We start from the raw sequence: 23,187 nt of genomic DNA on the forward strand, positions 1-23,187 counted from the left end.
AGGGCCCATGGACCTGGCGATCGACGGCGGCCAGACGGGGCTGCGCCTCGCCCTGGCGAGCGGCGGCCGGATCCGGGAGGTGCACGACAGACCCGGCCTGTCCTACGCCGAGGGCTCGCCGGTGGAGGCGGTGCTGTCACGGATCGGCGACGGCTGGGGTGAGCTCGACACCGTCTGCCTCGGCCTGACCACCATCCTCGACGACCCGGAAGGGTTGGCCACCCGGCTGCTCAGGACGGCCCGGCGGGTGCTGGTCACCACCGACGTGGTCACCTCGCACGCGGGCGCGTTCTCCGGCGGGCCGGGCGTCGTACTGGCCGCGGGCACGGGCGCGATCGCCTTGGGCGTGAGCGCCGGCAGCGGCTCCCGGCCCGTCGCCGTCCGCCAGGTGGACGGATGGGGATTCCTGTACGGCGACGCGGGCGGCGGCTACTGGATCGGACGGCGCGGGCTGGAGGCGGCCGCCCGGGGCTTCGACGGCCGCGCCGCGGACGGCCCGCTGACCCGGCGTGCCCACGACGTCTTCGGCGACCTGTCCGAACTGCCCGCCAGGCTCTACCTCGCCCCGGACGGGGTGGCGCAGGTGGCGCGATTCGCCCTCCACGTTCTCGAAGTGGCTCGCGGCGACCCGACCGGCGACGACACGGCCCGCGCCATCGTCGCGGAGGCCGCACGGGAGCTGGCGGCCACTGTGGCGGCGGCCGCCCGCGCCCTGCCCGGTGACACGGAGGTGCCCGTGGCGTGGACCGGCCGGCTGTTACGCGACCCGACGCTGCGGGCCACGTTCGAGGCGGAACTGGTGCGCCTTGTTCCCCGGGCCCGCCCGCGCCCGCCGGACGGCGACAGCCTCGCGGGTGCCGCCCGGCTGGCCGCCGCCGCAGAACCAGGACCCTACGAAGCGATGATCAGGACGGTGCGACGATGAGAGTGGGCCACGGCAGCGCGGACCTGCCCGTTCCCGACGGCACGCCGATGGGCGGCTACCTTGACCGTCCCGGCCCGTCGGCGGGCTCCCTCGACCCGCTGTCGGTGGAGGCCATCACCTGGTTCGACGGCGAACGCCGCTTCGCGCTCGCGACCGCCGACGTCATCTGCGTGAACGAGGACCTGGCCCACCGGGTCAGGTCGCAGGCCCGGTCACTCGGCTGCGAGCTGTGGCTCGCCGCCACCCACACGCACTCGGGGCCGGAAACCGGCTGCGTGCCAGGCGGAGGGCCCACGCCCGGCCCTTGGCTCGATCGGCTCAGCGAGGTGGTGAGCGCGGCCGTACGGCGCGCGATCGACAACGAGCGCCCGGGCGACGGCGAGGCGCGCCAGGGCGAACTCCACGGCGTCGGCGCCGACCGCAGCCGGCCATCCGCCCCGGCGGTGGTCCCGCTCACCGTGATCGCCGTTCATGACAGATCGGAGCAGGACGAGCGGGTCGCAGGGGTGCTGGTGGTGTTGCCCGTTCATCCCACGGTGCTGCCGGCCACCAGCCGGCTGGTCAGCGCCGACCTGGCCGGGGCCGTGCGGCGGGCGCTGCGGGCCAGGCTCGGACCGGACGTGTGGGCGGTGGTCGCCACGGGTGCGGCAGGTGACATCAGCACGCGCCACACCCGGCGCGGGCAGGACGCGGCCGAGCTGGACCGCCTCGCCGGGATGGTCGCCGACCGCTGCCTTGAGCTGCTGCGGGAGCCTCCCGCCCATGCCTGGTCGGCGGGTTCTCGGGTCGCGTGGGCGGCCCGGCGGCTGGTGCTCGACCCGGTGGCGCCCGGCGAGGAAGCCCTGGCCGCGAATCCGGCGGAGCTGGCAGCCGGCCTGCGTGCGGCCGAGGAGAGCGGCGATCCGGTCACCGTCCGGATGGCCCGCAGCAGGCTGGAGGGCGTGCGGGCGCGCTCGGCCCGCGCGAACCCGATCGGTGTGCACGTGCATGTCGCCCGCATCGGGGAGTTGTCCGTGGCCGGCCTGCCCGGTGAGCCGTTCCTTGCCGTGGCCGGGAGCATCACCTCGAAGGGACCGGTCATGGTGCTGGGATACGTCAACGGGTATCCCGGCTACCTGCCGACCGCCGAGGCGTACCGGCGGGCCGAGTACGAAGTGCTGGTGAGCCAGGTGGCCCCGGGCAGCGCCGAGACGCTGGCCGGGGCCGCGCGACAACTGCTGGAGGACATGTGATGGACCAGAGCGCGTACGCGAACGTCGCCATGGCTGCCGTGGAGCGGGTGCTCGACGCGGAGCGGCCGGCGATCGAACGGGCCGGACGTCTCATCCACGACGGGTTGCGGGCCGGTGGGGTGGTGCAGGCGTACGGCACAGGGCACTCCAGGGCGGTCGCGCTGGAGCTGGTCGGGCGGGCCGGCGGGCTGGTCCCGGCGAACCAGCTCGGCATTCGCGACCTCGCCTACTACGGCGACACCCCGCTCCAGGACATCCTCGACCCGAAGATCGAGCGGCAACCGGGGCTGGCCCTGCGCATCTGGGAGCTGGCCCACATCGAGCCGGCCGACGTCTTCGTGATCATCTCGAACTCCGGCGGCAACGCGGCGATCGTCGAGATGGCCCGGCTGGCGGGCGAGCGCGGGCACCCGGTGATCGCGATCACCTCGCGCGCCCACGCGGCCGAGGCCGCCACCCGCGAGCGAGCGGCGGCCGGCGCTCCCGAGGCCGCGACCGGGGTGCGGGCGCGGCTGGACGGGCTGGCCGACGTGGTCATCGACAACGGGGCGCCGTACGGGGACGCGGCCGTGCCGTTGCCCGGTGGCGGCGCCGTATGCCCGGTGTCGAACGTGACCGGCATCCTGATCGCCCAGCTCCTGGTGGCCGACGTGACCGGCAGGTTTCTGGCCGCCGGACAGGAACCGCCCGTCTACAGGTCCGCCAACACCCCCGGAGGCGACGCGCACAACGAGAAACTGCTGGCCGGGTACGGTGACCGGGTACGGCTGGGAGACGCGTGAAGGCCCAGAAGGTCAGGCGCGCACCAGCCGGTACGGCTGGCGCGGCCGCCCCGCCTGGGCGCCCTTGACGGGAGGCACGGGCCAGGCCAGCCCCTCCTCCGCGAGGCTCTGCAGCACCCGGCGGGCGCTGCGCGGCGCGATGGACAGCACGTCGGCGACGATCTCGGCGTCCACCACCATCGCGTCCGGCCCGTCGTCGAGCCCTTGTATCAGGCGTTCCAGCAACTGGGCCGCCTTGGTGGTGACGGCGGGTTCGATCTCGGCACGCCTGCGCCGGCGTACCGGCAGGGACAGCACGGCACCGTCGACGCCCACCAGGAAGGCGGCCGCCGCGCCCGCGTTGCGCGCCTTCTCGACCGCCACCATGGCGTTGGCGTCGGCGTCCCTGGCGGTGCCGCCCAGGCCGATGCCGACCTCGACCTCGACGCCGGTGTCGGAGCGGATCCGGTCCATGAAGGGCGCCGCCCGCAGCCCGTCGGTGGCCTGGCCCAGCGCGCCGAGGGTGGCGGTGACGACGTAGCTGTTCTCGTCGCGGGGGGCCACGGTCGCCCCCATGAGCCGGGCGTCGGCCAGCAGCGCCTGGTGCAGTTTGAGCTTGAGCTCCTGCTGCCAGTAGTTGCCGGGCCCCGCGTAGCTGGGCCGGGCGGAGGTGGCGAGCTCGACCACGACGATGGCGATCTGCGCCTCCTCCAGCCTGCTGCCGGTGCCGAGCAGGGCGGCGGTGTTGAGTGCCAGGCGCAGGGTGTGCGTGGTCGGCGTCATCCGCAAGGCGGGCACCCCGGCGGTGGTCAGCGCCTTGGCGACGCTCCTTATCGTGGTCAGCGCCGCGGTGGTGGCGCCCTGCCGGTAGAGCTGCTCGTGGAAGCCGATGAAGCCACGGACGGACTCCGGCTCGTCGTACTCCGACAGATGGACGCCCGCGGTGCCGACCCCGATCTCCCCGTAGGCCTCGTCCACGTCGGCGGCGGGCAGCGAGTCGATGCTGACCCTGGCCGGGTCGATGCCCCGGGTGAGCACCCCGCGCAGAAGGCTGGCGTAGAGGGCGGCCCCGCTCATCGGGACGTGCGTGGCCGGGACGGGCAGCTCGCCCGCCTGCCTGGCGAGGTCGTGCTGGAGCGGGCCGGTGAACAGCACGACGTCGATGCTGTCGGCGATCCGGGAGAACTTCTCGTACGTCTCGTGCTCGCCCCCATGGGGAGCGCCCACCAGCCGCCAGTCGGCTGCGGCGGGCAGGTCGGCGGCCACCATCACGATCTGCTCGACGAGGTCGTGCGGGCCCACCACCCCGATCCCCACCCTGGACCGTGTCTCGGGACGCAACCGATCCATGCTACTGATCACCCCACTCCCGAACGCCATCGAAGCAGGCGGGTCATCGTTCCGCCGAGCACCGCCGCCCGCTCCTGCTCGGCAAGGTCACTGAAGATTACCCGGCCGAGCGACATCCGGAGATCGATGAACGGGAAGTCGGACCCGTACACCACCCGGTCCGCACCCACCTCGCGCACCATTCTGGAGATGTCGGCCCCGGTGTTGAAGGAGCCGCAGACCTCCAGCACCACCCCGGGACGCCGGAGCGCGACCTCGATGGCCAGCTCGAAGCCGAGCGGGGTGGCTCCGGCGTGTCCCGCGAGGATCACCACGCCGGGGTGGGCCGCCGCCACCTGGTCCACCATGGGCAGGTCGTTGTAGGCGGAGCCGTCGTAGGTGTGGGTGAGCACCGGGCAGCCGGTCCGCTGGGCGAACTCCCACACCGGGGCGTAACGTGCGCCGGTGAGGGGGTAGTCGTGCAGGTCAGGGTGCAGCTTGATGCCGCCGAAGCGCTCGTCACCTCCCCATTTCTCCAGTTCCCCCACCGGGTCCTGCCAGGGGTTGACGGTCAGGTAGCCGGTGAAGCGGCCGGGCGCGAGGTCCACCGCCGCGGCGGTGGCGGCGTTGCCGGCGGCGGCGTCGAGCTGGATCGCCAGGTGACTGGAGATGACGGCGTGCGACACGCCGCACCGGTCCATGACCCTGACCATCGCCTCCGGTCCCGAGTCGGGGATGAAGAACAGGCTGTACGGGCCCGCGTGCGCGTGCGCGTCCACGATCCGGACATCGGTCTGGGGGCGCCGCTCGCGCAGCGCGGACACGAGCGGGTTCACGCGGCCTCCGCCTTCAGCAGTCCCAGCAGGGTGCCGGAGCCGATGGCGGCCACGGCGGCGTCGTCGAGTTCGGCCCAGAGCAGGCGGGTCACGGCCTCGCCCCGGTCGCGCAGCGGTGCCCCGGTGCCGAAGACCAGGCGGTGCGCGCCGTACCGCTCGGCGAGCCATTCGAGCCCGCAGTGCGAGGACAGGTTGGCCAGCCCGAGGTGGACGTTGCCGGTGCGCGACAGCACGCCGGACGCCTGCCTGAGCAGACGGTAGCCGAGCGAGCCGACCACGATCGGCAGGCCCGGGTGCGCGACCGCGATCGCCTCCACAGCGGCCCAGCCGATCTGCGGCGCGTCCACCAGCAGCGGCAGCCCGGCCTCGGCGATCGCACCGAGCATCGGCGCCGCGTCCCTGCCCGCCAGGTCATAGCCGTGGTCGGCGGGGTAGGCGCGGACGGCGCGGACGCCCCCGTCGAGGGCGGCGGCGACGAACCGCTCGGGCGTGCCGGTCTCCCCGCACGTGTCAGGGAGCATCACCCAGCACGGGTGCAGCCTGGGCTCGGCCGCGACCAGGCCGAGCAGCTCCCTGTTGCCCGTCTCGGGGTCGTGCAGCCACGACAGCGTGTGGCTCACCACGGCCTCGGCGATGCCGAAGCGGTCCATCCCCGCCAGTGCCCGCGTGACCGTTCCCGGACCGGTGTCCCTGCGGGGGTGGCGGCCGAGCATGGCGTCAGCGTCAATGAGCATGGACCGTCCAACTGTCGGGGATCGTCGGCGGCTCGTCGCGGTAGGGGAACACGCCCACCGTGAAGCGGCCGTCACGGCGGCGCAGGCCGATCGAGTGGATCTCGCCGTACTCGGCCGTACGCGTCGTCGGGTCGGGGATCCTGGCCGGGCCGCTCCCGTACAGGATCTCGTCGGGGGGGTCGAGGGGGACGACGAGGATTCCCGGACCGCGCCGGCCGCGGGACCCGCTGATGTGGCCGCCGGAGTGGGCGGTCCACGGCGAGAGGCCGTGGATCTGCCAGATCGCCTCGGCGTCGATCCGGTCCGTGATCACCCAGTACGGCGACGGGCCCTTGACGAAGCGGATCTCACGGTCATGGCGGGCGCCGAAGCCGTGGTGGTGCCCGGCGAAGACGTCGGCCTCCGGCGTGACGGAATAGACGTCGCAGGCCGCGCGGCGGTCCTCGGTGTACTCCTGACCCGGCACCAGCAGGGTGTTGTGCGCCCTGGTCGCCTGGTACCAGTCGTAATACCCGGGGTCGTCGTAGGACGGCGGGCCGCCGCCTTCCCAGGCCAGCGGCATGCCCCAGCCGGACAGCACGAAGTCGAGCGCGGCGTGGTGGCTGTGCGGCTCCAGCTCGTGGCCGACGTACGGGCCGTAGTTGATCACGGTGTGGAAGTGGTCGTGCCGGAAGGTCGCGTAGCCGCTGGCCGCCAGGTTGTGCGAGCCCTCGGCGGGCCGGTCGCCGTCGAGCCAGACGACGCCGCTGTCCTGGAGGTGCGGCACCCAGCCGGCGGGCGTCGACAGGATCGTCAGCCAGCGGCGCATGGCCCGGTAGCGGGGGTGCGCGTCGAGCTCGGGTTCGACGGCCGCGGCTCGGGCGAGCCCTTCGAGGCACATGCCGTGGTAGCCGGGCGAGCGCTCGTGGTGCCCGCCGTCGGCCCGTACGTCGTGCTCCAGGTGTTCCTGGATGCGGGCCGTCGCGACGGCGGCCCAGCCGGCCGATTCGGGCAGGTCGGCGAAGAGCCTGGCGGTGTGCAGCAGCTCGCAGGCGGTGGCGAACTGCCAGTTGCCGTGCCTGAACGCGTCGTGTTCCTCGGCGGCCCAGCGGGCGCCCCCGATGACGGTCTTCATCATCCGCAGCCAGCATCCGTCGCTCAGGGCGGGCTCGTCGGCGAGGACGGCCAGGGCTTCGGTGACGTACATGGCGCGGGCCCGGACGCCGAGCGAGTACCAGACGACGTCGAGGCCCGGCCAGTCACCCCGGACCTGGTCACGGCCGTCGTACCACTGGCGGAAGAGGCGGTCCCACTCGGCGGCGTAGCGCGGGTCGCCGGTCTCGGCGTAGGCCGTGACCAGCGGGCTCATCCAGCGCAGGTAGTGGAAGCCGTACAGCCGGGAGCGGCCGTGACCCCTGTCGAGGAAGTCGACCTCGGCCCCGAGAAGCTCGTCCGCACCGGCGGCGGGGAGCGCGGCCGGCACGGGCCGGGGCCGCATCCACCGCCTGGCCTCGGCGACGCCGGACGCGCCCAGCACGCCGAGCAGCGCCTCGTCGCTTATGTGCCGCATCCGCTCGTGATCGACATGCGGCGGCTTCTCCACGTGGCTCATCGCGTCGTTCATGCCGGCTTCACGGGCAGCCCCGTGCGGGCCGACTCGTGCGCGGCGGCGAGCACGGCGGTCACGTGCCGCGAGCTCTCCACGCTGACGAGGGGCTCCGCGCCGGTACGGGCGCAGTCGACGAAGTGGTGGATGGCGTCGCGGTAGGCGCCGGCGGGCACGCCGTGCACCACCCGCTGCAGCATGTTCCTGGGATAGGAGTACGCCTGCTCGGTGGCGAGCTGGATGTTCTCCTTCTGCCGGTCGAGCTGGATGACGCCCGACTCTCCCACCACGGTGACGTAGCTGTCGACCATGGTCGGGAAGGTGCTGGGGTAGATCCAGGCCGATTCGAACGTGGCCACCGCGCCGCCCGCGAACCTGGCCTGGATCTGCATCGCGTCGGGGGTCTCGATGCCGAGCCCGCGCAGCTTGCCGTAGCGGGCGGTGGCGAAGACCTCGACGACGCGGTCGTCGTACAGCCAGGTGACCAGGTCGATGTCGTGGCTGGACAGGAACCAGGCGCAGGTGGTGCGGTCGGCCCAGCGGATCATCTCGGTGGGCACGTGGATGGTGTCGTCCTTGCGGGCGTAGCCCACGACGGGCTCGCCGATGAGCGGCATCTGGTCTTTGGCCTGCGCGTAGGCGGGCACCCAGCGGTGGTTGAACAGGCACATCGCGGTCACGCCCGCCTGCCGGATCGCGGCGAGCGAGCGGTCGGCGTCCTCGACCGTCGTGGTGAACGGCTTCTCGACCAGGATGTGCACGCCCGCCTCGGCGGCGGCCACCATCACGTCGGCGTGCAGGTGGTCCGGTGTGGTGATCGAGACGGCGTCGACCGTGCCGGAGGCGAGCAGTTCCCGGTAGCCGGGATAGAGCGCCGCGTGCGGGGCGTGGTCCAGGGGGCGGCGGGCGACCGCGGTGATCTCGGCGTGCGGGTGGGCGGCCAGGACCTCGGCGTGGCCGCGTCCCATGATCCCGGCCCCGACGATCCCGATTCTGAGCTTAGGCAAGTGCGTCATTCCATTGCTTCTCGGCGGCTTGGAGTGCTTCTTCGGCGGTCTTGGAGCCCTGGAGGAAGGCTCTGAGCTCCTCGGCCAGCGACTCCGACAGTTCCATGTCCTTCTGGGTGCCGAGCGGGGTGTACTCCAGCTTCGGCAGTCCCTTCACGATGACGCGGCGGGCCACGTCCATCGGGTCGTCGCCGCCCTGGCCGGCGAAGAAGGGGTCCTTGGTCGAGGAGATCGTCGAGGGGTAGATCGGCACCAGCTTGCAGAAGGCGAGCTGGTTGGCGCCGTTGGCGAAGAACTTGACGAACTCGGCCGCGGCCCGCTGGTGGGCCGAGGCCTTGGGGATGGCGAAGGTCTGCTGGGCGAGGAGCAGGTAGCCGCCGGTCCCGGTCTGCACCGGCTCGGTGATCACGAGGTCGTCGTAGATGTCGGGCGCGTTCTTCTGGATGTTGAGCAGCGTGGCGGCGAACGTGCTCGCGGACAGGGCGAGCTGGCCGTTCTCCAGGCTCTGCGGGAAGTTGCGCACGTCCTTGGAGATCGCCCCGGGCGCGATGCCATGGCTGTCGTAGCTCTTCTTGAAGGTGCCGAGCAGTTCGGCGACCTCCGCGGTGTTGAAGGCGGCCTTCTTCTTGTCCGCCGACAGCAGCTCGACACCGTAGTAGCGCAGGACGGAGGCGGCGTTGATGCCGGGGATGTCGTTGGTGCCGTAGACCTTCGTCTCCGCGTAGACCTTGTCCGCCAGGGCCAGCGCCTCGTCGAACGTCTTCGGCGGGGCCTTCTCGTCGAAGCCGGCCTTGGTGACGACGGACCTGCGGTAGATGCCCACCGGAGTGCCGCCGTTGTACCAGGGCACGGCGTAGAGCTTGCCGTCCACACGCAGCGGCTCGACCAGGTTCGGCTGGAAGTCGGCCAGGTCGGCGGGCTTGATGAGGGAGTCGAGCGGGGCCAGCGACGGGACGAACCTGCCCAGGTCGCTGGAGGCGAGGTTGACGGCGTCGGGGACGTCGCCGCTGGCCACCGCGGCGAGCAGCTTCGTGGCCATGTCCTGGCCGGGCACGTCGACCCACTTCACGGTGACTTTCGGGTGGTCCTTCTGGTACTGGGCGATCAGGCCGTCGATATAGGGGCCGTAGTTCTTCTTCAGGTTGATCGTCCAGAATTCGACTTCGCCCTCGAACGGCAGGTCGTCGGCCTTTCCGGTGGTGCCGCCGGACGTGCCCGCGACGCATCCGGACGTCAGGAGCGACAGGGCGAGCGCTCCTGCCGTTAAGGCGCCTGTTCTCATCACCGCGGACCTCCTGGCTGTTATGGCCGTCCTTAATTCTTCTTTCGGCACCATGGCAGGAGGCTGCTGGCGCCGTCAAGTCTCTGCCTACGTGGACCTTGACGGCTTTGATTGGCCGTTTATAGGCTCCCTCCACATTCTGGCCAGTTTTTATTCGAGCTTCGGCCAGCACAATTAGGTTTTGAGGGATGTGATGCCGATGGCCATCAGCCGGATCCCCGGACAGCGCTGGTACACGCCGTACCTCTTTCCGATCCCGGCCCTCGTGCTGTTCGGCGTCTTCTTCGCCTGGCCCGCGATCACGGCGCTTCAGCTCTCCTTCACCGACTACGACGGGGTGAGCCCGCCCGTCTTCAGCGGTGTGGACAACTTCGTCAGGATCCTCGGCGACACCCGGTTCTGGACGGCGCTGCGCAACTCGCTGCTGTTCCTGCTGGGGCTGTTCCCGCTGCTGGTCGTGCTCCCGCTGCCGCTGGCCGCGCTGATCAACCAGAAGCTGCCGGGAATCAAGACGTTCCGGATGCTCTACTACCTGCCCGTCGTGACCTCGATGGTCGCGGTGGCGGTGGCCTGGAACTACGTCTTCCACCAGCAGGGCGTCCTCAACTGGATGCTCACCGGCTTCGGGCTGCTCGACGAGCCCGTGCAGTTCCTCCTCGACCCGGCCTGGGCGCTGCCCGCGCTCATCCTGGTGGAGGGCTGGAAGAGCATGGGCGTCTACATGATGATCTACCTCGCCGGTCTGCAGACGATCCCCGCCAACCTGTACGAGGCCGCGCGGGTCGACGGTGCGGGCGCCTGGCGGCGCATGCGGAGCATCACGGTCCCGCTGATGATGCCCTACATCGCGGTCGCGATCACGATGGCCATGCTCGACGCCATGCAGGCGTTCACCACGGTGTTCGTCATGACGAAGGGCGGGCCGCAGGACGCCACGCTCATGCTCGGCTACTACATCTGGTCCGAGGCGTTCGAGAAGTACGACATGGGTTACGCCAGCGCCGTCGGGCTCGTCCTGTGGGTGCTGCTGATCGTCATGGCCCTGCTCAACTATCGGCTCACCGGCGGAAAGCAGGCGGAGCGTTGATCCACAGGCTCGGCTTCTACGCCCGGCGCGCGGGCATGTACGCGTTGCTCGTCACGATCGCCTTGGTCTTCGTCGGCCCCTTCCTCATCCTGCTGTCGGCCGCGCTCAAGCCGGCCGGACAGGCCGTCTTCTCCTTCCCGCCCGACGTCATCCCCCGGCCGCCCGTGCTCACCTGGGCCGAGGAGGCGTGGACGGCCATCCCCTTCCTGCGCTACCTGCTCAACTCCGTGCTCCTGGTGGGGGTGACGGTGCCCCTGTACATCCTGGTGTCGGCGCTGTGCGCCTATCCCCTCGCGCAGATGCGCTTCCGGGGCCGGAGCCTGATCTTCTTCGCGATTCTGGCCACGATGTTCATGCCGGGCGAGGTCATGCTGCTGCCCAGGTTCCTGGTGGTCTCCCAGATCGGGATGGCCGACAGCTACCTGGGCGTGATCCTGCCCGGGGTGCTCTCGGCGTTCGGGATCTTCCTGCTCCGCCAGACCTTCGCCGGGGTGCCGCGCGAGGTGGTGGACGCCGCCAGGACGGACGGCTGCCATGAGCTGCGCATCTTCTGGCACATCATGCTGCCCGCGGCCCGGCCCACGCTGGCCATCCTCGGCGTCTTCGGCTTCATCTCGGTCTGGAACAGCTTCATCTGGCCCATGGTCGTGCTGAAGGACTCCTCGCTCTATCCCATCGCGCTCGGCATCGCCTACCTCGCGGGCATCACGGGCACCGACGTCCGCAGCCTCGCCGCCGGCACGGTGATCTCGATCCTGCCGGTCGTCGTCTTCTTCATGATCATGCAACGCCACGTCCTCGAAGGCATGCGCGGTGCCGTCAAAGGCTGACACCGCGTCCCACCCCCCTCGGAAGGCAGTCCCCATGCACCTGTCCCGCAGACAGTTCACCACCGGCGCCCTGGCCATGGGCGCCCTGGCGCCCTTCACCGGCGCGCTCGCCGGAACCGCGCGCGCCACCGCGGGCTACGACTACACCGCGCGCGAGACGTTCGACCTGTTCGACCGGGCCTTCCACGCGAGCGGCGCCGTCGGGCAGCCGGGCGACACCAACGAGGCCGGTGGGCTCGCCTGGGGGCAGTCGTACATCCTGGCCGGATTCATCCGCATGTACGAGGCATACCGGGACACCCACTACCTGGACCGGCTGATCACCAACATCGACCTGGTGCTGGCCGGCCGGGACTCCGCGCGCGGGGTGACGGACTATCGCGGCCGCTCGCTGCCGGCCTGGCGGGCCAGGGCGCCGTACACCGCCGGGAGCGTCACGCTGAAGGGCACGGACGGCACGCCACTGCTGGAGGTGCGCACCTCGCTCACCTACGCCGACGACGCGGTCGCCACCGTGACCGCGGGCGGTTCCGAGGGCCGCTTCACCCTGGAGGTCAGGAACAACCGGACCAACGTGGTCTCGACCTTCCCCGACCTGTCACTGGACCCCGCGGCGGCGGACTACGCGGTGCGCCGCATCCTCGACGCCTTCCCGACGCCGGCGCGGGTGACCGCCAAGGACCTGCGGCCCTCGCCGTCCGGCGATGCGGCGCCCGCCCCGGGAACGACCGCGTTCGTCTCGCAGCCGCTCGTCTTCACCGTGCACACCGGGATGATCAGTTACCCGATGGCGTCGTTCGCCAAGATCGTCCTGCGCGATCCCCGGCTGGCGGCCGTCGCGAAGTACCGGCGCAAGGCGGTCGAGTACCTGAAGGCGGCGCGGGACGCGGCGGCCGTGCACGACGACGAGTGGCGCCAGACCGACGACGGGTACGGCTACTTCGTATGGAACAAGGGAACCCCGCTCGGCTACGACGGCACCGAGCAGCCCACCAACCAGAGCCTGGCACTCGGCCAGACCTACGCCGAGCTGGCGGCGGCCACTGGTGACCCGTTCTACCGGGACCGGGCCCGGCGGATGGCCCGCATGTTCGCCCGCGAGCTCACGGTGGACGCCGACGACGCCTATGTGTGGTCGTACTGGCCCAGGTTCGGCAGGACGTACAACGGCTTCGCCAAGGCCGACGACGTCTCCGAGTACACCCCGTCCAGCAACCCGGTGCGCAGCGTCGAGGACCTCAGCCACGGTGCGATCGACGTCGAGTTCGCCGCCGTCGCCTTCCGCGACAAGCTGTTCTTCACGGGCCGGGACATGGCCAGGTTCGCGCGCACGTACAGCAAGAACCTGATCGCCCCGATCGGTGACGACGGCCATCCGACCGCCTACGTGCGCGTCGACGGCACCGGCGGCGCCACCACCCCCGGGCAGTACCTTCAGGCGCCCCGGTGGATGGCGGTCGCGCAGTGGGACGACGCGGTGTTCACCCACTCCCGCTCGATCTACGACGCCCGCGCCGTCGAGCCGCAGTACGGCTCCTACCTGAGCTCCGTCGCCTACCTCAACTGGCACGCCCGCCGCCGGTAGCCCCGTCGCCGCGCCAAGGGCTCAGGCGAGCGCGTCGGGGCCCAGCTCGGCCGGGGCAGAGTAGCCGGACAGGGCGAGCGTGATGTCCAGCTCGCCCAGCAGGCAGCGCAGCACGTGCTCGACGCCCGCCTGCCCGCCCAGCGCCAGCCCGTACAGCACGGGACGGCCGACCAGCACGGCCCGCGCGCCCAGCGCGAGCGCCTTGACCACGTCCGCCCCGGTGCGCACGCCCGAGTCGAACAGCACGGTCAGCCGGTCGGCGACCGCCTCGGCGATGCCGGGCAGCGCGTCGAGGGCGGCCAGGGCGCCGTCGACCTGACGGCCGCCGTGGTTGGACACCACGATCCCGTCGATGCCGTGCTCGGCGGCCAGCAGGGCGTCCTCGGTGCTCATGATGCCCTTGAGCACGATCGGCCCGTCCCAGTGGTCGCGCAGGAACGGCAGGTCGTCCCAGCTCAGGCCCGGGTTGGGGAACATGCCCGCCCAATGGGCGACCGGGTTCTCCACCCCGGCGAAGTTGGGGTCGCTCAGGTAGTTGGCGATGCCGATGCCGGCCAGGAACGGCAGGTAGCCGCGGTCGAGGTCGGCCGGACGCCAGCCGAGCAGCGTCGTGTCCAGCGTGACCACCAGCACCGAGTGGCCGGTCGCCCTGGCCCGGCGCAGGAAGCTCAGGCACACGTCCCGGTCGGTCGGGTAGTAGAGCTGGTACCAGCGCGGCGCGTCCCCGCCCGCCGCCGCGACCTGCTCGAAGTCGTGGGCGGCGGCCGTCGAGTGCACGTACGGGACGCCGACCGCGGCCGCGGCCCGCGCAGTGGCGAGCTCGCCCTCCTCGTGGGCCAGCGTCTGCACGCCCATCGGCGCCACCAGCACCGGCGCCGCCATCCGCGTGCCCAGCACCTCGCACGACAGGTCGCGCTGCCGCTCGACGCCGCGCAGCATCCTCGGCACGATCCTGCGCCGCTCGAACGCCGCCAGGTTGGCGCGGGCGGTCGAGCCGCTGCCCGCGCTGGGCACGATGTAGCCCAGCGCCTCGGGCGAGAGCACCCGCCCGGCCGCGACCTCCAGGGCGGAGAGGTCGGTGGTCAGCTCCGGCGCACGGCCTTCGAGCATGCCCGTCAGGTAGATGCCGAGCTGGTGATCGCCTGCGTTCATGGCGCCCATCCAACCAGCCCGTCCCACCCCGCCATGCCGCCCTGATGACGGCGACCACGACGCGGCCCTACGCTGCTTCCCATGCACAAACGCGTGATCGACAACCGCTTCGAGCTGACCGAGAGGCTCGGCGGCGGTGGCATGGGCCTGGTGTGGCGCGCCTGGGACACCGCCCTCCACCGCGAGGTCGCGCTGAAGGAGGTCCGGCCGCCCGACCCGTCGTTCGAGGAGCACGACCCGGAGGGCGCCCGCGAGCTGCGGGCCCGGGTGCTGCGCGAGGCCCGCGCGCTGGCCCGGCTGAACCATCCGCACGTCGCCACCATCCACCACATCGTCGATCCGGGCGGCGACGGCTACCCGTGGATCGTCATGGAGCTGGTCACCGGCGGCTCGCTCCAGGACCGCCTCACGCGCGGGCCGATGACGCCCTGGGAGACCGCCCGCCTGGGCCGCGAGGTGCTGTCCGCGCTGCGCGCCGCGCACGCGGTCGGCATCCAGCACCGCGACGTCAAGCCCGCCAACGTGCTGCTGCGCGAGGACGGCCGCTCGGTGCTCACCGACTTCGGCATCGCCGCCGTGCGCGAGTCGACCAGCCTGACGGCGACCGGGTCGTTCATCGGCTCGCCGGAGTACATCGCGCCGGAGCGCATCAACGGGCACGAGGGCGACCCCGCCTCGGACCTGTGGTCGCTCGGCATGCTGCTGTACGTGGCCGTCGAGGGCCGCCACCCGCTGCGCAGGAGCACCACCCTGGCGACGCTGGCCGCCGTGCTCAACCAGGAGGTGCCGCCGCCGGAGCGGGCCGGGCCGCTCGGTCCCGTGCTCGGCGCCCTGCTGCGCCGCGACCCGGCCGGCCGCCCCGACGCCGAGACCCTCGACCGCATGCTCGCCCCCCTCACCGACCCCGGCCCCGCCCCGCACGCCTACCCCCCGCCACCCCCGCCCCACTTCCAGCCAGGCCACCCCTCCCCACCCTCGGGCCCGCTCCACCCGGGCCACGCGCCGTCGTCGCCAGGACCGCTCCACCAGGGCCACGCGCCCTCTTCGCCGGGACCGCTCCACCACGGGCCGCCGCAAGGGGCGACCGTGCCGCCGGGGGCTTCGCGCGGGGCGACCGTGCCGCCGGGGGCGGCGAAGCCGTGGGGCCCGGCGCCGTCGTTCTCGCAGGACGGGACCGTGTCGTCGGGCCGCTCACGGCGCTCGCCGGTCGCCGCCGTGACGGCCTCCGTGGGCGCGCTGGCGGTGACCGGCGTGCTGGTCTACGCGCTGCTCCCGGGCGTGCGCGGCGCGGAGGAGCCGGAGCAGCCGCAGACGCCGCGGGTCACGCCGATGGAGACCGCCGACGTCCAGGAGCCGGCGGAGACCGAGGACCCGAAGCCGCAGCCGGAGAACCTGCTGACCGCCGACGGCATCCGCGCCGCGATCAAGGCGCTCAAGCCGGTCATGGGCGGCACCAGGGTCGTCCGCATGGTCGTCTACCCGACGTACATCTCCGCCGAGGCGCCGGTCAAGGGCGACCCGACCATCTACGACCGCTACGCCTACCGCGACGGCGTGGCCTCCCGTGAGGGCGCCGGCTCCACGGTCCGCACCCCCACCGTCGACCTGGCCAAGTACAACTGGGACGCCATGCCCGGCCTGGTCAAGAAGGCCGAGGGCGTCCTCGGCGTTCGCAAGCCCACGTCGCGCTACCTCATCGTCGATCCCAACTTCGTCTTCACCAGCACCAAGCAGGTCCTGCTCGTCTACCTGAGTGACGCCTACCGCACGGGCTACCTGGTGGCCGATCCCCAGGGCCGGGTGCTCAAGACCTACCGCGCCTCCTGACCGGCCGTCCGGCTCAGCAGCCGCCCTGGTAGCCGCTCTCCGGGATCAGGCGGCTCCACTCGTCCTGGCTGAGCGGCCCGCCCGCGCGGGCGCACACCTCCTGCGCCGTCAGCGCGGGGTCGACCGGGCTCTCGCGTACGCTGCCGTCCGCCGCCACGCCGCGCAGCCTGCGGCCGTCCTGGCTGAAGGCCAGCCCCTCGGCCCACGACCCCACCTGGCCGACCTCGCGCAGCGTGCCGGCGTCCCACAGGGAGGTGCGTCCGGCGTCGATCGCCAGCAGGTCGCCGCCGGGGGAGAAACGCAGGTCGTGCACGGGGGCCGTGCCGGTCTCGATCGCGCCGGCCCGCTCGCGCTCCCGTACGTCCCACAGCTCCACGCGTCCGCCGCCGAGCCCGAGTGCCAGGGTGCGGCCGTCGGGGGAGAAGGCGAGCGCGGTGGGCCGGTCGGCGGCCGGGGCCAGCGGGGTGACCTCGCCGGTACGCAGGTCGAGCAGGTTCGTGCCGGAGGCGAGCGTCGAGCCGTCGGGGCTGAAGGCCATCGCCAGGTCGCCGGCCCCCTCGTAGACCTTGATCCGGCGGCCCGCGCGCACGTCCCAGGTCTCCAGCAGGTGGCCGCGGGCGGTGGCCAGCGTGTCGCCGCCGGGGGACAGGGCCACGGCCGGCACGTCGCCGCCCGCGTCGATGGCGGTCACCTTCCTGCCGCCCGACGCCTCCCAGACGGTGACCGGGTCGCCCGCCACGGCCAATAGCCTGCCCGCCGCGTCGAAGGTCACGTCGCCGGTGGCGGCGATCTCGGCCAGCGGTTTGCGAGCCACCACGTCGGTGAGCCGGATGGCGTCGCCCACGTCCTTGGCCGCGACCCTGCCGTCGCTCGACAACGCGGCGGTGCGGACGCCGGGGGAGGGGGCGGGCAGGCCGGAGACGTCGAGCGAGACGACGGAGCCCAGCCCGCTCAGGTAGCGCAGCGTGCGGCCGTCGGCGGAGAAGGCCAGGCCGCCGTGCTGCTCGCCGCGGAATCGGTAGGCGCCGGCCATCCGCCGGTCGGCCACGCTCCAGACGCGCACCTCGTCCCGGCCGGGGAGGGCGAGCAGGCTGCCGTCGGGGCTGAACACGGGCGTGCCGGTGGAGGTGTCCGACAGCCGCTCCCCCTCGCCCGCCTCCGCCGCGAAGGCGGCGGGGGCGGGAGCGCCCTTCGGCGGCTCGGTCCCGGGCGTGACCAGCGTCACGCCGTCGCGGCCCGCGACGGCCAGGGTGCGGCCGTCGGGGCTGAACGCCAGGGGTGGCGCCGACCGGTCGGGCCCGGACTGCGGCCGTACGGTGACCTCCCGCTCCTTGGTCCGGCCCGGCAGCCCCCAGAGCTCGACCCGCCCGTCCAGGCCGGAGATCGCGGCCCGGCTCCCGTCGCGGGACACCGCCACCCGGCTGTCGCTCACGTCGAACAGCACCTCGCCGCCCCGGTACACCCTGGTCCGGTTCCCGCTGGTGATCGTGTACGTCCCCGTCGCGGGGGCGCGGCCGGTGGCGACCTCGACGGGCTGCCCGCCGGGGCCCTCGGCGTACCGGCCGTCCTCGCTCAGGGCGGCGCTGCCCTCGGGGAGCGCGTGCGTGGCGAGCTGTCGGCCGCCGCGGACGTCCCAGACGGTCAGCGTGCCGTCGCGCCACCTGACCAGCTCGTCGCCGCGCAGCAGGTAGCCGGCCCGCTCGTCGGCCGCGGGGTCGGTGAACACGCCCAGCTCCGGCTGCGCGAGCGAGGCCTGCAACGCCGCCCGTGCCTCGAACACCGGCGACATCCGCCAGGCCGCCACGCTCAGCCGCATCGCCGTACGCGGGTCGGAGGAGCGCAGCGCCTCGGCGCGGGCGGCCACGGCCCGCGCGTTGGCCTCAAGGAGCTGCCCCCGCAGCGCCTGCTCGCCGTTGAGGGAGACGGCGGACATCGACACCGCGACGGCCAGGGCGGCGGCCAGCGTCGCCACCGACGGACGCAGCAGCCGCCTGCGCTGCTTCGACATGGCCACGCTCGCGCCGATGAAGTCGCGTTCGAGCTGGCTCAGGCGCAGGTGGCGGCGCTTGGCCGCGGCCCAGCCGAGCGCCGTGTCGAGCCGGTCGCCCCGGTAGAGGTACGTGCGCCCGCGCCGGTGGCGCGACCACCGGCCGGCCGCCAGGCGCAGCTCCCGGTGGACGGCCAGACCGTCGCGCTCGTCGGCCACCCAGCCGCGCAGACGCGGCCAGGCCCGGTAGAGCGCGGCGCTGGCCGGCGCCACCCGGTCGTCGCGCACGGCCACGAGCTTGCCGACCGGGGTCTCGGTCGGCGGCACCCGGACGCTGCGGCGGACGAGCAGCCCGGCGTCCATGAGCGGGGCCAGCACGCCGCCCTCGTCGTGGGGCTCGTCGCCGTCCATCAGGCGCAGCAGCAGCCCCGGCACCGCCTCCTGCTGGCGCGGCGTGAGCCCGGCGTAGACGTCCTCGGCCAGCTCGCCGAGCGACCTGTGGCCGGCCACGCCCTGCGGCGGGCGCAGCGCGGCGGTGTCGGCCTCGACCAGCAGCTCGTCCGCCGCGGGCCGGGCGGCGGGGTCCTTGGCCAGCGCCCGCCCGACCAGCTCGCGCAACCCCTCGGGCAGGGCGCTCAGGTCGGGATCGACGGTCAGCAGCCGGTGCAGCACCGCGCCCAGGCTCCGCCCGGAGAACGGATCGCCGCCCGTGGCCGCGTAGAGCACCACGGCCCCCCAGGAGAAGACGTCCGTCGCCGGCTCGTGGCCGCTGCCGGTCAGGATCTCCGGGGCCAGGTACGTGCACGTCGCCCCCAGCGACCCGCCGACCGCGACTCCCATGTCGATCACCTTGGGGCCGCCCGCCGCCAGCAGCACGCTCTCCGGCCGCAGGTCACGGTGGGTCAGCCCGGCCGCGTGCAGCTCGCGCAGCGCCCCCGCCAGCGCCCCGGCCAGCGCCGCCAGCTCCGCGCCCCGGTACGGCCCGTGCCGCTCGACCGCCTGCCGCAGGTCGGGCCCGTCGACGAACTCGCTCACCACGTAAGGGACGCCGTGATCGACCCCGGACGCGACCACCTCCGCCAGATGCGGGCAGGTCACCCGCTCGACCGGCTCCACCTCGACCCGCGGCACCTTGACCGCGTAGCGGCGGCCCTCGTCGTCGTAGGCGTCGTAGACCACTCCGCGCGCGCCCGCGCCGAGCCGGGCGGCCAGCCAGAAGCCGCCCAGCCTCTCGGGATCACCAGGCACCAAGCGCATCGTCACTGATGCTTAGATGCGCCGGACCGGCCGTTGGTTGTGGGTGAACGACCACAGGTCCCCCGCGCGCCTCGGGGGACCCATGCGTCATGATCATTATGCCAGGCTTCCGGATCTTGTCTGCCACTCCGGCCGCAGCACCGACATCGTCACGGAGTCGTGCCACTCGCCCTCCCACAGCAGGGTGTCGCGCTGCACGCCCTCCTCCACGAACCCGATCTTCTTGTAGACGTGCCGCGCGCGCTCGTTGAAGGTGAAGACGGTGAGGCTGATCCGGTGCAGCGGCGTGGTGGCGAAAGCGTGGCCGAGGACCAGCTCGATCGCCTCGGTGCCGTAGCCCTTGCCGAAGACCCGGGAGCCGGTCAGCGCGATCCGCAGGTTGCACGCCAGGTTGTGCCGGTCGAGCTCGTTGAGCACGACCTCGCCCACGTACTCGTCGCCGGCCATGACGGCCAGGTCGAGCCGGTTGGGGTGCTCGCCTCTCGTGCTGTACCACTGGCGGGCCACCTCGCGGTCGACCTCGCCGTGGGTGCCTGTCAGCCGGGTCACCTCCGGGTCGCTGACCAACGTGAGCAGGCCCTCGACGTGCTCGGGGCCGACCGGGAGCAACCTGACAAGCTTCCCCGTCAAAGTGGGTTTCTCGGCGAACATCCCCTCTGGGTATCAGCCCTGGTCATCGGCTGGCAAACCCATTTTCCTCAGTGCCGCGTCGCGCACGTCCTCCGGGGTCAGCACGCCGACGTCACAGGTCAGGTCCGCGACCTGCTGGAAATACCGCTCGCGCCGGGCCCGCATCTCCGCCGGCCGGAACTCGGGGCGGTGCGCGCCCGACCGCATGCGCCGCGTCAGGACGGCGTCGGAGGCGTCCACCCAGACCACGAACACGTCCCGCAGCGCCTCGCGCACCCGGGGGTCCTCGACGGTGCTGGCCGCCGCCGCGATCACCTGCGGCTCGCCCGCCAGCGCCGCCAGCACGTGCTCGGCCTCGTACCGGTGCAGCGCGTCGGCCCCTTCGCGGGCGGCGATCTGCGCCGCCGTGCCGCCGTGCTCCTTCTCCAGGAACGGGTCGCTGTCCGTGAACGGCATCCCGAGCGCTGTGGCGAGGAGGCGGCCCGCGGTCGTCTTACCCGATCCCATCAGCCCGATCACCACGACTGGTTTGTTTTTCGACATGTGGATAGAGGTTCCTTCGTGTCAAGGAGGTAAATCTGATGACCATCGCCGGAAGCATCATCCTCATCATGCTCGGTGCGATCCTCACCTGGGCCGTCGAGTTCGACCTCGCCGGTCTCGACATCAACGTCGTCGGCGTCATCCTCATGCTCGGTGGCCTGGCGGGGCTGCTGTTCGGCATCTACCGGATCAGCGTCACCCGCAGGGCGGTCGGCCCCATCGACGAGCCGGTGCACCGGCACGAGATCTACGAGGAGCCGGAGACCCGCAGGACCACGGTGTACGAGGAGCGCCGCCACTACGACGAGCCGCCGCTCTAGGAGGTGAATCGACATGCCAGCCGTTGACGAGCTGCCGTCGACCATCAAGCGTTCGCCGAAGAAGGCACAGAACACGTGGATCAAGGCGCACGACTCCGCCGTGAAGGAGTACGGAGAGGGCCGGCGCGCGCACATGACCGCGTTCGCCGCACTCAAGCACTCCTTCGAGAAGGTCGGAGACCACTGGGAGCCGAAGGGGCAGAAGGGACCGTCCGACAAGGGCGCGACCGACCGCTCCGGCAGGACCGCTGAGGGCGTGGACGCCAACGCCAGCAAGGAGCACTTGCAGGGCGTGGCGTCCAGGCTCGGGGTGCCCGGCCGATCCAGGATGACCAAGAAGGAACTGGTGGACGCCATCAAGAAGGCCAACAGGAAGGCCACGGCGAAGGCCCGCTAGTTCCTTCAGAGCAACCGCTTGACCGCCTCGGCAATCGCGTGGCGGTCTATGCGGGCGTCCGCGAGCTGTTCCTCAGGCGTCGCCGACCCGGGCAACCCGGTCACGGCGAGCTTCACCACCCGCGGGCCGAGCTCGCTGACGGCGTCCAGCACGGCGTCACCGAGACCGCCCTCCAGCCGGTGATCCTCGACCGTGATCAGGTTGCCCGTCGTCGTGGCCGCCTCCACCAGCACCGCCGCGTCCACCGGCTTGACCGAATACAGGTCGATCACGCCGACCGGGATGCCGGCCGCCTGGAGTTCCTCGGCCGCCGCCAGCGCCTCGTGCACCGTGATGCCCGCCGCCACGATCGTGGCCCGGTCGTCGGGCGAGCGCCGCAGCACCCGGGAGCCGCCTACCGGGAACCGTTCGCCCGGTGGGTAGATGACCGGGGTCTCCCCGCGCGTGGTGCGCAGGTAGGACACGCCTGACACGTCCGCCATCTCGACGGTCAGCGCCGCCGCCTGGTTGGCGTCGCACGGGTAGAGCACCGTGCTGCCGTACACCGCCCGCATCATGGCCAGGTCCTCCAGGCCCATCTGCGAGGGGCCGTCCTCGCCGATCGAGACGCCGGCGTGCGAGCCGACCAGCCGGATCGACGCCTGGCTCACGCCGGCCATCCTGATGAAGTCGTGCGCCCTGGTCAGGAACGCCGCGAAGGTGGCCGCGTACGGGGTCCAGCCGCGTACCGACAGGCCGACGGCCGCCGCCACGAGCTGCTGCTCGGCGATGTACATCTCGAAGAAGCGCTCGGGGAACGCCTCGCCGAACTCCTCGGTCTTGGTCGAGTCGGCCACCTCGCCGTCCAGCGCCACCACGTCGCCGCGGGCCGCCCCGAGCGCCGCCAGCGCCGCGCCGAACGCGGCCCTGGTCGCCGCCTTCCCGCCGACCTCGTACTCGGGCACGGTCGCCGGTCGCGTGTCGAAGTGGTACGGCTCGGCCTCGCCCTCCGGGCTGTGCACGTCCACCCGGACGCTGCGCGGGCCGCCCAGCTCGTCGATGGCCTTGTCGGGGTCCTTGAGCGCCTTGCCGTGCGCGCCCTCCCGGTTCTCGACCTCGACGACCCCCTCGCCCTTGCGGGTCTTGGCCAGGATCACGGTGGGACGGCGGCGGGTGTTGCAGGCGTCCCCGAGCGCGAAGTCGATCTGGCCGGGATCGTGCCCGTCGATCTCGATCGTGTGCCAGCCGAAGGCGCCGAACCGGCGCGCGTACGCCCCGGTGTCCCATCCGTGCCTGGTGGGGCCGCGCTGGCCCAGCCGGTTCACGTCCACGATCACGACCAGGTTGGCCAGCCCCTCGGCCCCCGCGTGCTCGGCCGCCTCCCAGATCGACCCCTCGGCCAGCTCGCTGTCACCGCACAGCACCCACACCCGGTACGGCAACCGTTCCAGCCGTCCCGCCATGGCCACGCCCACGCCCACCGGCAGCCCCTGCCCGAGCGAGCCCGTCGCGACGTCGACCCAGGGCAGCCGGGGGGTGGGGTGCCCCTCCAGCCTGCTTCCCCTGCGCCGGAAGGACAGCAGCTCGTCGTCGTCGATGACCTTCGCCGCCTTGTAGAGCGAGTAGAGAAGGGGGGAGGCGTGGCCCTTGGAGAAGATCAAGTGGTCGTTGCCGGGGTTGTCGGGGCGGTCGAAGTCGTACCTGAGGTGGCAGGCGAACAGCACGGCCATCAGGTCCGCCGCCGACATGGACGAGGTGGGGTGCCCGGAACCGGCCGCCGCGGCGGCGCGTACGGAGTCGACGCGCAGTTGCGCGGCCAGTTCGGTCAAATACTGGAGATCGCGTTCAGGCATCAAGACCCTCCTCGTGAGTTTCACGCCGCCTACCCCCTGGGCGCGGCTT

The 23,187-nt window shown here is 72.4% G+C and carries 20 protein-coding genes; 9 read left to right on the forward strand and 11 right to left on the reverse strand.

Translation table 11 applies throughout. The annotated features are described in order from the left end of the window. Positions 1-7: 7 nt before the first annotated feature. The 3 genes from ACIHAD_RS18620 to ACIHAD_RS18630 are packed head-to-tail and all read left to right on the forward strand — an operon-like array spanning position 8 to position 2,939. On the forward strand, positions 8-925 hold the full coding sequence (locus ACIHAD_RS18620) for an N-acetylglucosamine kinase (RefSeq protein ID WP_397355712.1): 918 nt from the start codon (positions 8-10) through the stop codon (positions 923-925). Next, entirely contained in the window at positions 922-2,157 is a 1,236-nt protein-coding gene (locus ACIHAD_RS18625) for a hypothetical protein (protein ID WP_397355713.1), read from the forward strand. The genes ACIHAD_RS18620 and ACIHAD_RS18625 overlap by 4 nt, the downstream gene beginning before the upstream one ends. Beyond that, complete coding sequence (locus tag ACIHAD_RS18630; RefSeq protein WP_397355715.1) at positions 2,157-2,939, forward strand: sugar isomerase domain-containing protein; 783 nt, start codon at positions 2,157-2,159, stop codon at positions 2,937-2,939. Before ACIHAD_RS18625 ends, ACIHAD_RS18630 begins: the two co-directional genes overlap by 1 nt. Positions 2,940-2,951: 12 nt before the next feature. On the opposite strand, the gene ACIHAD_RS18635 is transcribed toward ACIHAD_RS18630, so the two are convergent. From ACIHAD_RS18635 to ACIHAD_RS18660, 6 genes are read right to left on the reverse strand one after another with little or no spacing between them, the layout of a single operon-like run. After that, entirely contained in the window at positions 2,952-4,259 is a 1,308-nt protein-coding gene (locus ACIHAD_RS18635; RefSeq protein WP_397355716.1) for a transcriptional regulator, read from the reverse strand. A gap of 17 nt (positions 4,260-4,276) precedes the next feature. Continuing rightward, positions 4,277-5,083, reverse strand: a complete 807-nt coding sequence (locus ACIHAD_RS18640; protein WP_397355717.1) for an amidohydrolase family protein — start codon at positions 5,081-5,083, stop codon at positions 4,277-4,279. Next, positions 5,080-5,817, reverse strand: a complete 738-nt coding sequence (locus ACIHAD_RS18645; protein ID WP_397355718.1) for an amidohydrolase family protein — start codon at positions 5,815-5,817, stop codon at positions 5,080-5,082. The genes ACIHAD_RS18640 and ACIHAD_RS18645 overlap by 4 nt, the downstream gene beginning before the upstream one ends. Continuing rightward, complete coding sequence (locus ACIHAD_RS18650) at positions 5,807-7,420, reverse strand: heparinase II/III family protein (protein ID WP_397355719.1); 1,614 nt, start codon at positions 7,418-7,420, stop codon at positions 5,807-5,809. Before ACIHAD_RS18650 ends, ACIHAD_RS18645 begins: the two co-directional genes overlap by 11 nt. Continuing rightward, the gene (locus tag ACIHAD_RS18655) at positions 7,417-8,418 is read right to left on the reverse strand and encodes a Gfo/Idh/MocA family protein (protein ID WP_397355720.1); all 1,002 of its coding nucleotides are present in this window, start codon (positions 8,416-8,418) and stop codon (positions 7,417-7,419) included. Before ACIHAD_RS18655 ends, ACIHAD_RS18650 begins: the two co-directional genes overlap by 4 nt. Beyond that, positions 8,402-9,691 carry an ABC transporter substrate-binding protein gene (locus tag ACIHAD_RS18660; protein WP_397355903.1) on the reverse strand — a complete coding sequence of 430 codons (1,290 nt, stop codon included), beginning with the start codon at positions 9,689-9,691 and terminating at the stop codon, positions 8,402-8,404. The genes ACIHAD_RS18655 and ACIHAD_RS18660 overlap by 17 nt, the downstream gene beginning before the upstream one ends. A 190-nt stretch (positions 9,692-9,881) precedes the next feature. On the opposite strand from ACIHAD_RS18660, the gene ACIHAD_RS18665 reads away from it, so the two are divergent. Genes ACIHAD_RS18665 through ACIHAD_RS18675 form a run of 3 tightly spaced genes read left to right on the forward strand, consistent with a single transcriptional unit; the run spans position 9,882 to position 13,193 of the window. Beyond that, on the forward strand, positions 9,882-10,778 hold the full coding sequence (locus ACIHAD_RS18665) for a carbohydrate ABC transporter permease (RefSeq protein WP_397355904.1): 897 nt from the start codon (positions 9,882-9,884) through the stop codon (positions 10,776-10,778). Next, positions 10,775-11,608 (forward strand): carbohydrate ABC transporter permease, encoded by an 834-nt coding sequence (locus tag ACIHAD_RS18670; protein ID WP_397355721.1) that lies wholly within the window; start codon positions 10,775-10,777, stop codon positions 11,606-11,608. The genes ACIHAD_RS18665 and ACIHAD_RS18670 overlap by 4 nt, the downstream gene beginning before the upstream one ends. A gap of 34 nt (positions 11,609-11,642) precedes the next feature. Continuing rightward, a complete protein-coding gene (locus ACIHAD_RS18675; protein ID WP_397355722.1) occupies positions 11,643-13,193 on the forward strand; it encodes a hypothetical protein in 1,551 nt (516 codons plus the stop codon). A gap of 21 nt (positions 13,194-13,214) precedes the next feature. Here ACIHAD_RS18675 and ACIHAD_RS18680 read toward each other — a convergent pair whose 3' ends face one another. Further along, positions 13,215-14,345, reverse strand: a complete 1,131-nt coding sequence (locus ACIHAD_RS18680; protein ID WP_397355723.1) for an alpha-hydroxy-acid oxidizing protein — start codon at positions 14,343-14,345, stop codon at positions 13,215-13,217. Between the two features lie 81 nt (positions 14,346-14,426). Here ACIHAD_RS18680 and ACIHAD_RS18685 point away from each other — a divergent pair, with 81 nt between their 5' ends. Then, on the forward strand, positions 14,427-16,172 hold the full coding sequence (locus tag ACIHAD_RS18685; protein WP_397355725.1) for a protein kinase: 1,746 nt from the start codon (positions 14,427-14,429) through the stop codon (positions 16,170-16,172). 13 nt (positions 16,173-16,185) lie between these two features. Here the strand turns inward: ACIHAD_RS18685 and ACIHAD_RS18690 are convergent, their stop codons facing one another. The 3 genes from ACIHAD_RS18690 to ACIHAD_RS18700 form a co-directional block, all read right to left on the reverse strand. Beyond that, on the reverse strand, positions 16,186-19,416 hold the full coding sequence (locus tag ACIHAD_RS18690; RefSeq protein WP_397355726.1) for a protein kinase: 3,231 nt from the start codon (positions 19,414-19,416) through the stop codon (positions 16,186-16,188). A 96-nt stretch (positions 19,417-19,512) separates the two neighbouring features. Beyond that, positions 19,513-20,046 (reverse strand): GNAT family N-acetyltransferase, encoded by a 534-nt coding sequence (locus ACIHAD_RS18695; protein ID WP_397355727.1) that lies wholly within the window; start codon positions 20,044-20,046, stop codon positions 19,513-19,515. A 33-nt stretch (positions 20,047-20,079) separates the two neighbouring features. Continuing rightward, positions 20,080-20,589: a shikimate kinase gene (locus ACIHAD_RS18700; protein WP_397355728.1), complete on the reverse strand. Its 510-nt coding sequence runs from the start codon at positions 20,587-20,589 to the stop codon at positions 20,080-20,082. A 38-nt stretch (positions 20,590-20,627) separates the two neighbouring features. On the opposite strand from ACIHAD_RS18700, the gene ACIHAD_RS18705 reads away from it, so the two are divergent. Together ACIHAD_RS18705 and ACIHAD_RS18710 are read left to right on the forward strand one after the other, a co-directional pair. Beyond that, entirely contained in the window at positions 20,628-20,909 is a 282-nt protein-coding gene (locus ACIHAD_RS18705; RefSeq protein WP_352319513.1) for a hypothetical protein, read from the forward strand. A gap of 13 nt (positions 20,910-20,922) precedes the next feature. After that, a complete protein-coding gene (locus ACIHAD_RS18710; RefSeq protein ID WP_397355729.1) occupies positions 20,923-21,306 on the forward strand; it encodes a ChaB family protein in 384 nt (127 codons plus the stop codon). A 5-nt stretch (positions 21,307-21,311) separates the two neighbouring features. Here ACIHAD_RS18710 and ACIHAD_RS18715 read toward each other — a convergent pair whose 3' ends face one another. Next, the gene (locus ACIHAD_RS18715; protein ID WP_397355730.1) at positions 21,312-23,138 is read right to left on the reverse strand and encodes a transketolase; all 1,827 of its coding nucleotides are present in this window, start codon (positions 23,136-23,138) and stop codon (positions 21,312-21,314) included. Between the last annotated feature and the right edge of the window lie 49 nt (positions 23,139-23,187).

The organism is Nonomuraea sp. NPDC052265 (genome assembly GCF_044547985.1).
In the GTDB taxonomy this organism is placed as follows: Bacteria; Actinomycetota; Actinomycetes; order Streptosporangiales; family Streptosporangiaceae; genus Nonomuraea.

Bases quoted from the DNA above. Each gene is read 5' to 3' on its own strand.
- ACIHAD_RS18690 (WP_397355726.1), bottom strand. From the start codon at position 19,416: ATGCGCTTGGTGCCTGGTGATCCCGAGAGGCTGGGCGGCTTCTGGCTG.
- ACIHAD_RS18645 (WP_397355718.1), bottom strand. From the start codon at position 5,817: ATGCTCATTGACGCTGACGCCATGCTCGGCCGCCACCCCCGCAGGGAC.
- ACIHAD_RS18675 (WP_397355722.1), top strand. From the start codon at position 11,643: ATGCACCTGTCCCGCAGACAGTTCACCACCGGCGCCCTGGCCATGGGC.
- ACIHAD_RS18630 (WP_397355715.1), top strand. From the start codon at position 2,157: ATGGACCAGAGCGCGTACGCGAACGTCGCCATGGCTGCCGTGGAGCGG.
- ACIHAD_RS18680 (WP_397355723.1), bottom strand. From the start codon at position 14,345: ATGAACGCAGGCGATCACCAGCTCGGCATCTACCTGACGGGCATGCTC.
- ACIHAD_RS18625 (WP_397355713.1), top strand. From the start codon at position 922: ATGAGAGTGGGCCACGGCAGCGCGGACCTGCCCGTTCCCGACGGCACG.
- ACIHAD_RS18650 (WP_397355719.1), bottom strand. From the start codon at position 7,420: ATGAACGACGCGATGAGCCACGTGGAGAAGCCGCCGCATGTCGATCAC.
- ACIHAD_RS18705 (WP_352319513.1), top strand. From the start codon at position 20,628: ATGACCATCGCCGGAAGCATCATCCTCATCATGCTCGGTGCGATCCTC.
- ACIHAD_RS18655 (WP_397355720.1), bottom strand. From the start codon at position 8,418: ATGACGCACTTGCCTAAGCTCAGAATCGGGATCGTCGGGGCCGGGATC.
- ACIHAD_RS18710 (WP_397355729.1), top strand. From the start codon at position 20,923: ATGCCAGCCGTTGACGAGCTGCCGTCGACCATCAAGCGTTCGCCGAAG.
- ACIHAD_RS18620 (WP_397355712.1), top strand. From the start codon at position 8: ATGGACCTGGCGATCGACGGCGGCCAGACGGGGCTGCGCCTCGCCCTG.
- ACIHAD_RS18660 (WP_397355903.1), bottom strand. From the start codon at position 9,691: ATGAGAACAGGCGCCTTAACGGCAGGAGCGCTCGCCCTGTCGCTCCTG.
- ACIHAD_RS18685 (WP_397355725.1), top strand. From the start codon at position 14,427: ATGCACAAACGCGTGATCGACAACCGCTTCGAGCTGACCGAGAGGCTC.
- ACIHAD_RS18700 (WP_397355728.1), bottom strand. From the start codon at position 20,589: ATGTCGAAAAACAAACCAGTCGTGGTGATCGGGCTGATGGGATCGGGT.
- ACIHAD_RS18715 (WP_397355730.1), bottom strand. From the start codon at position 23,138: ATGCCTGAACGCGATCTCCAGTATTTGACCGAACTGGCCGCGCAACTG.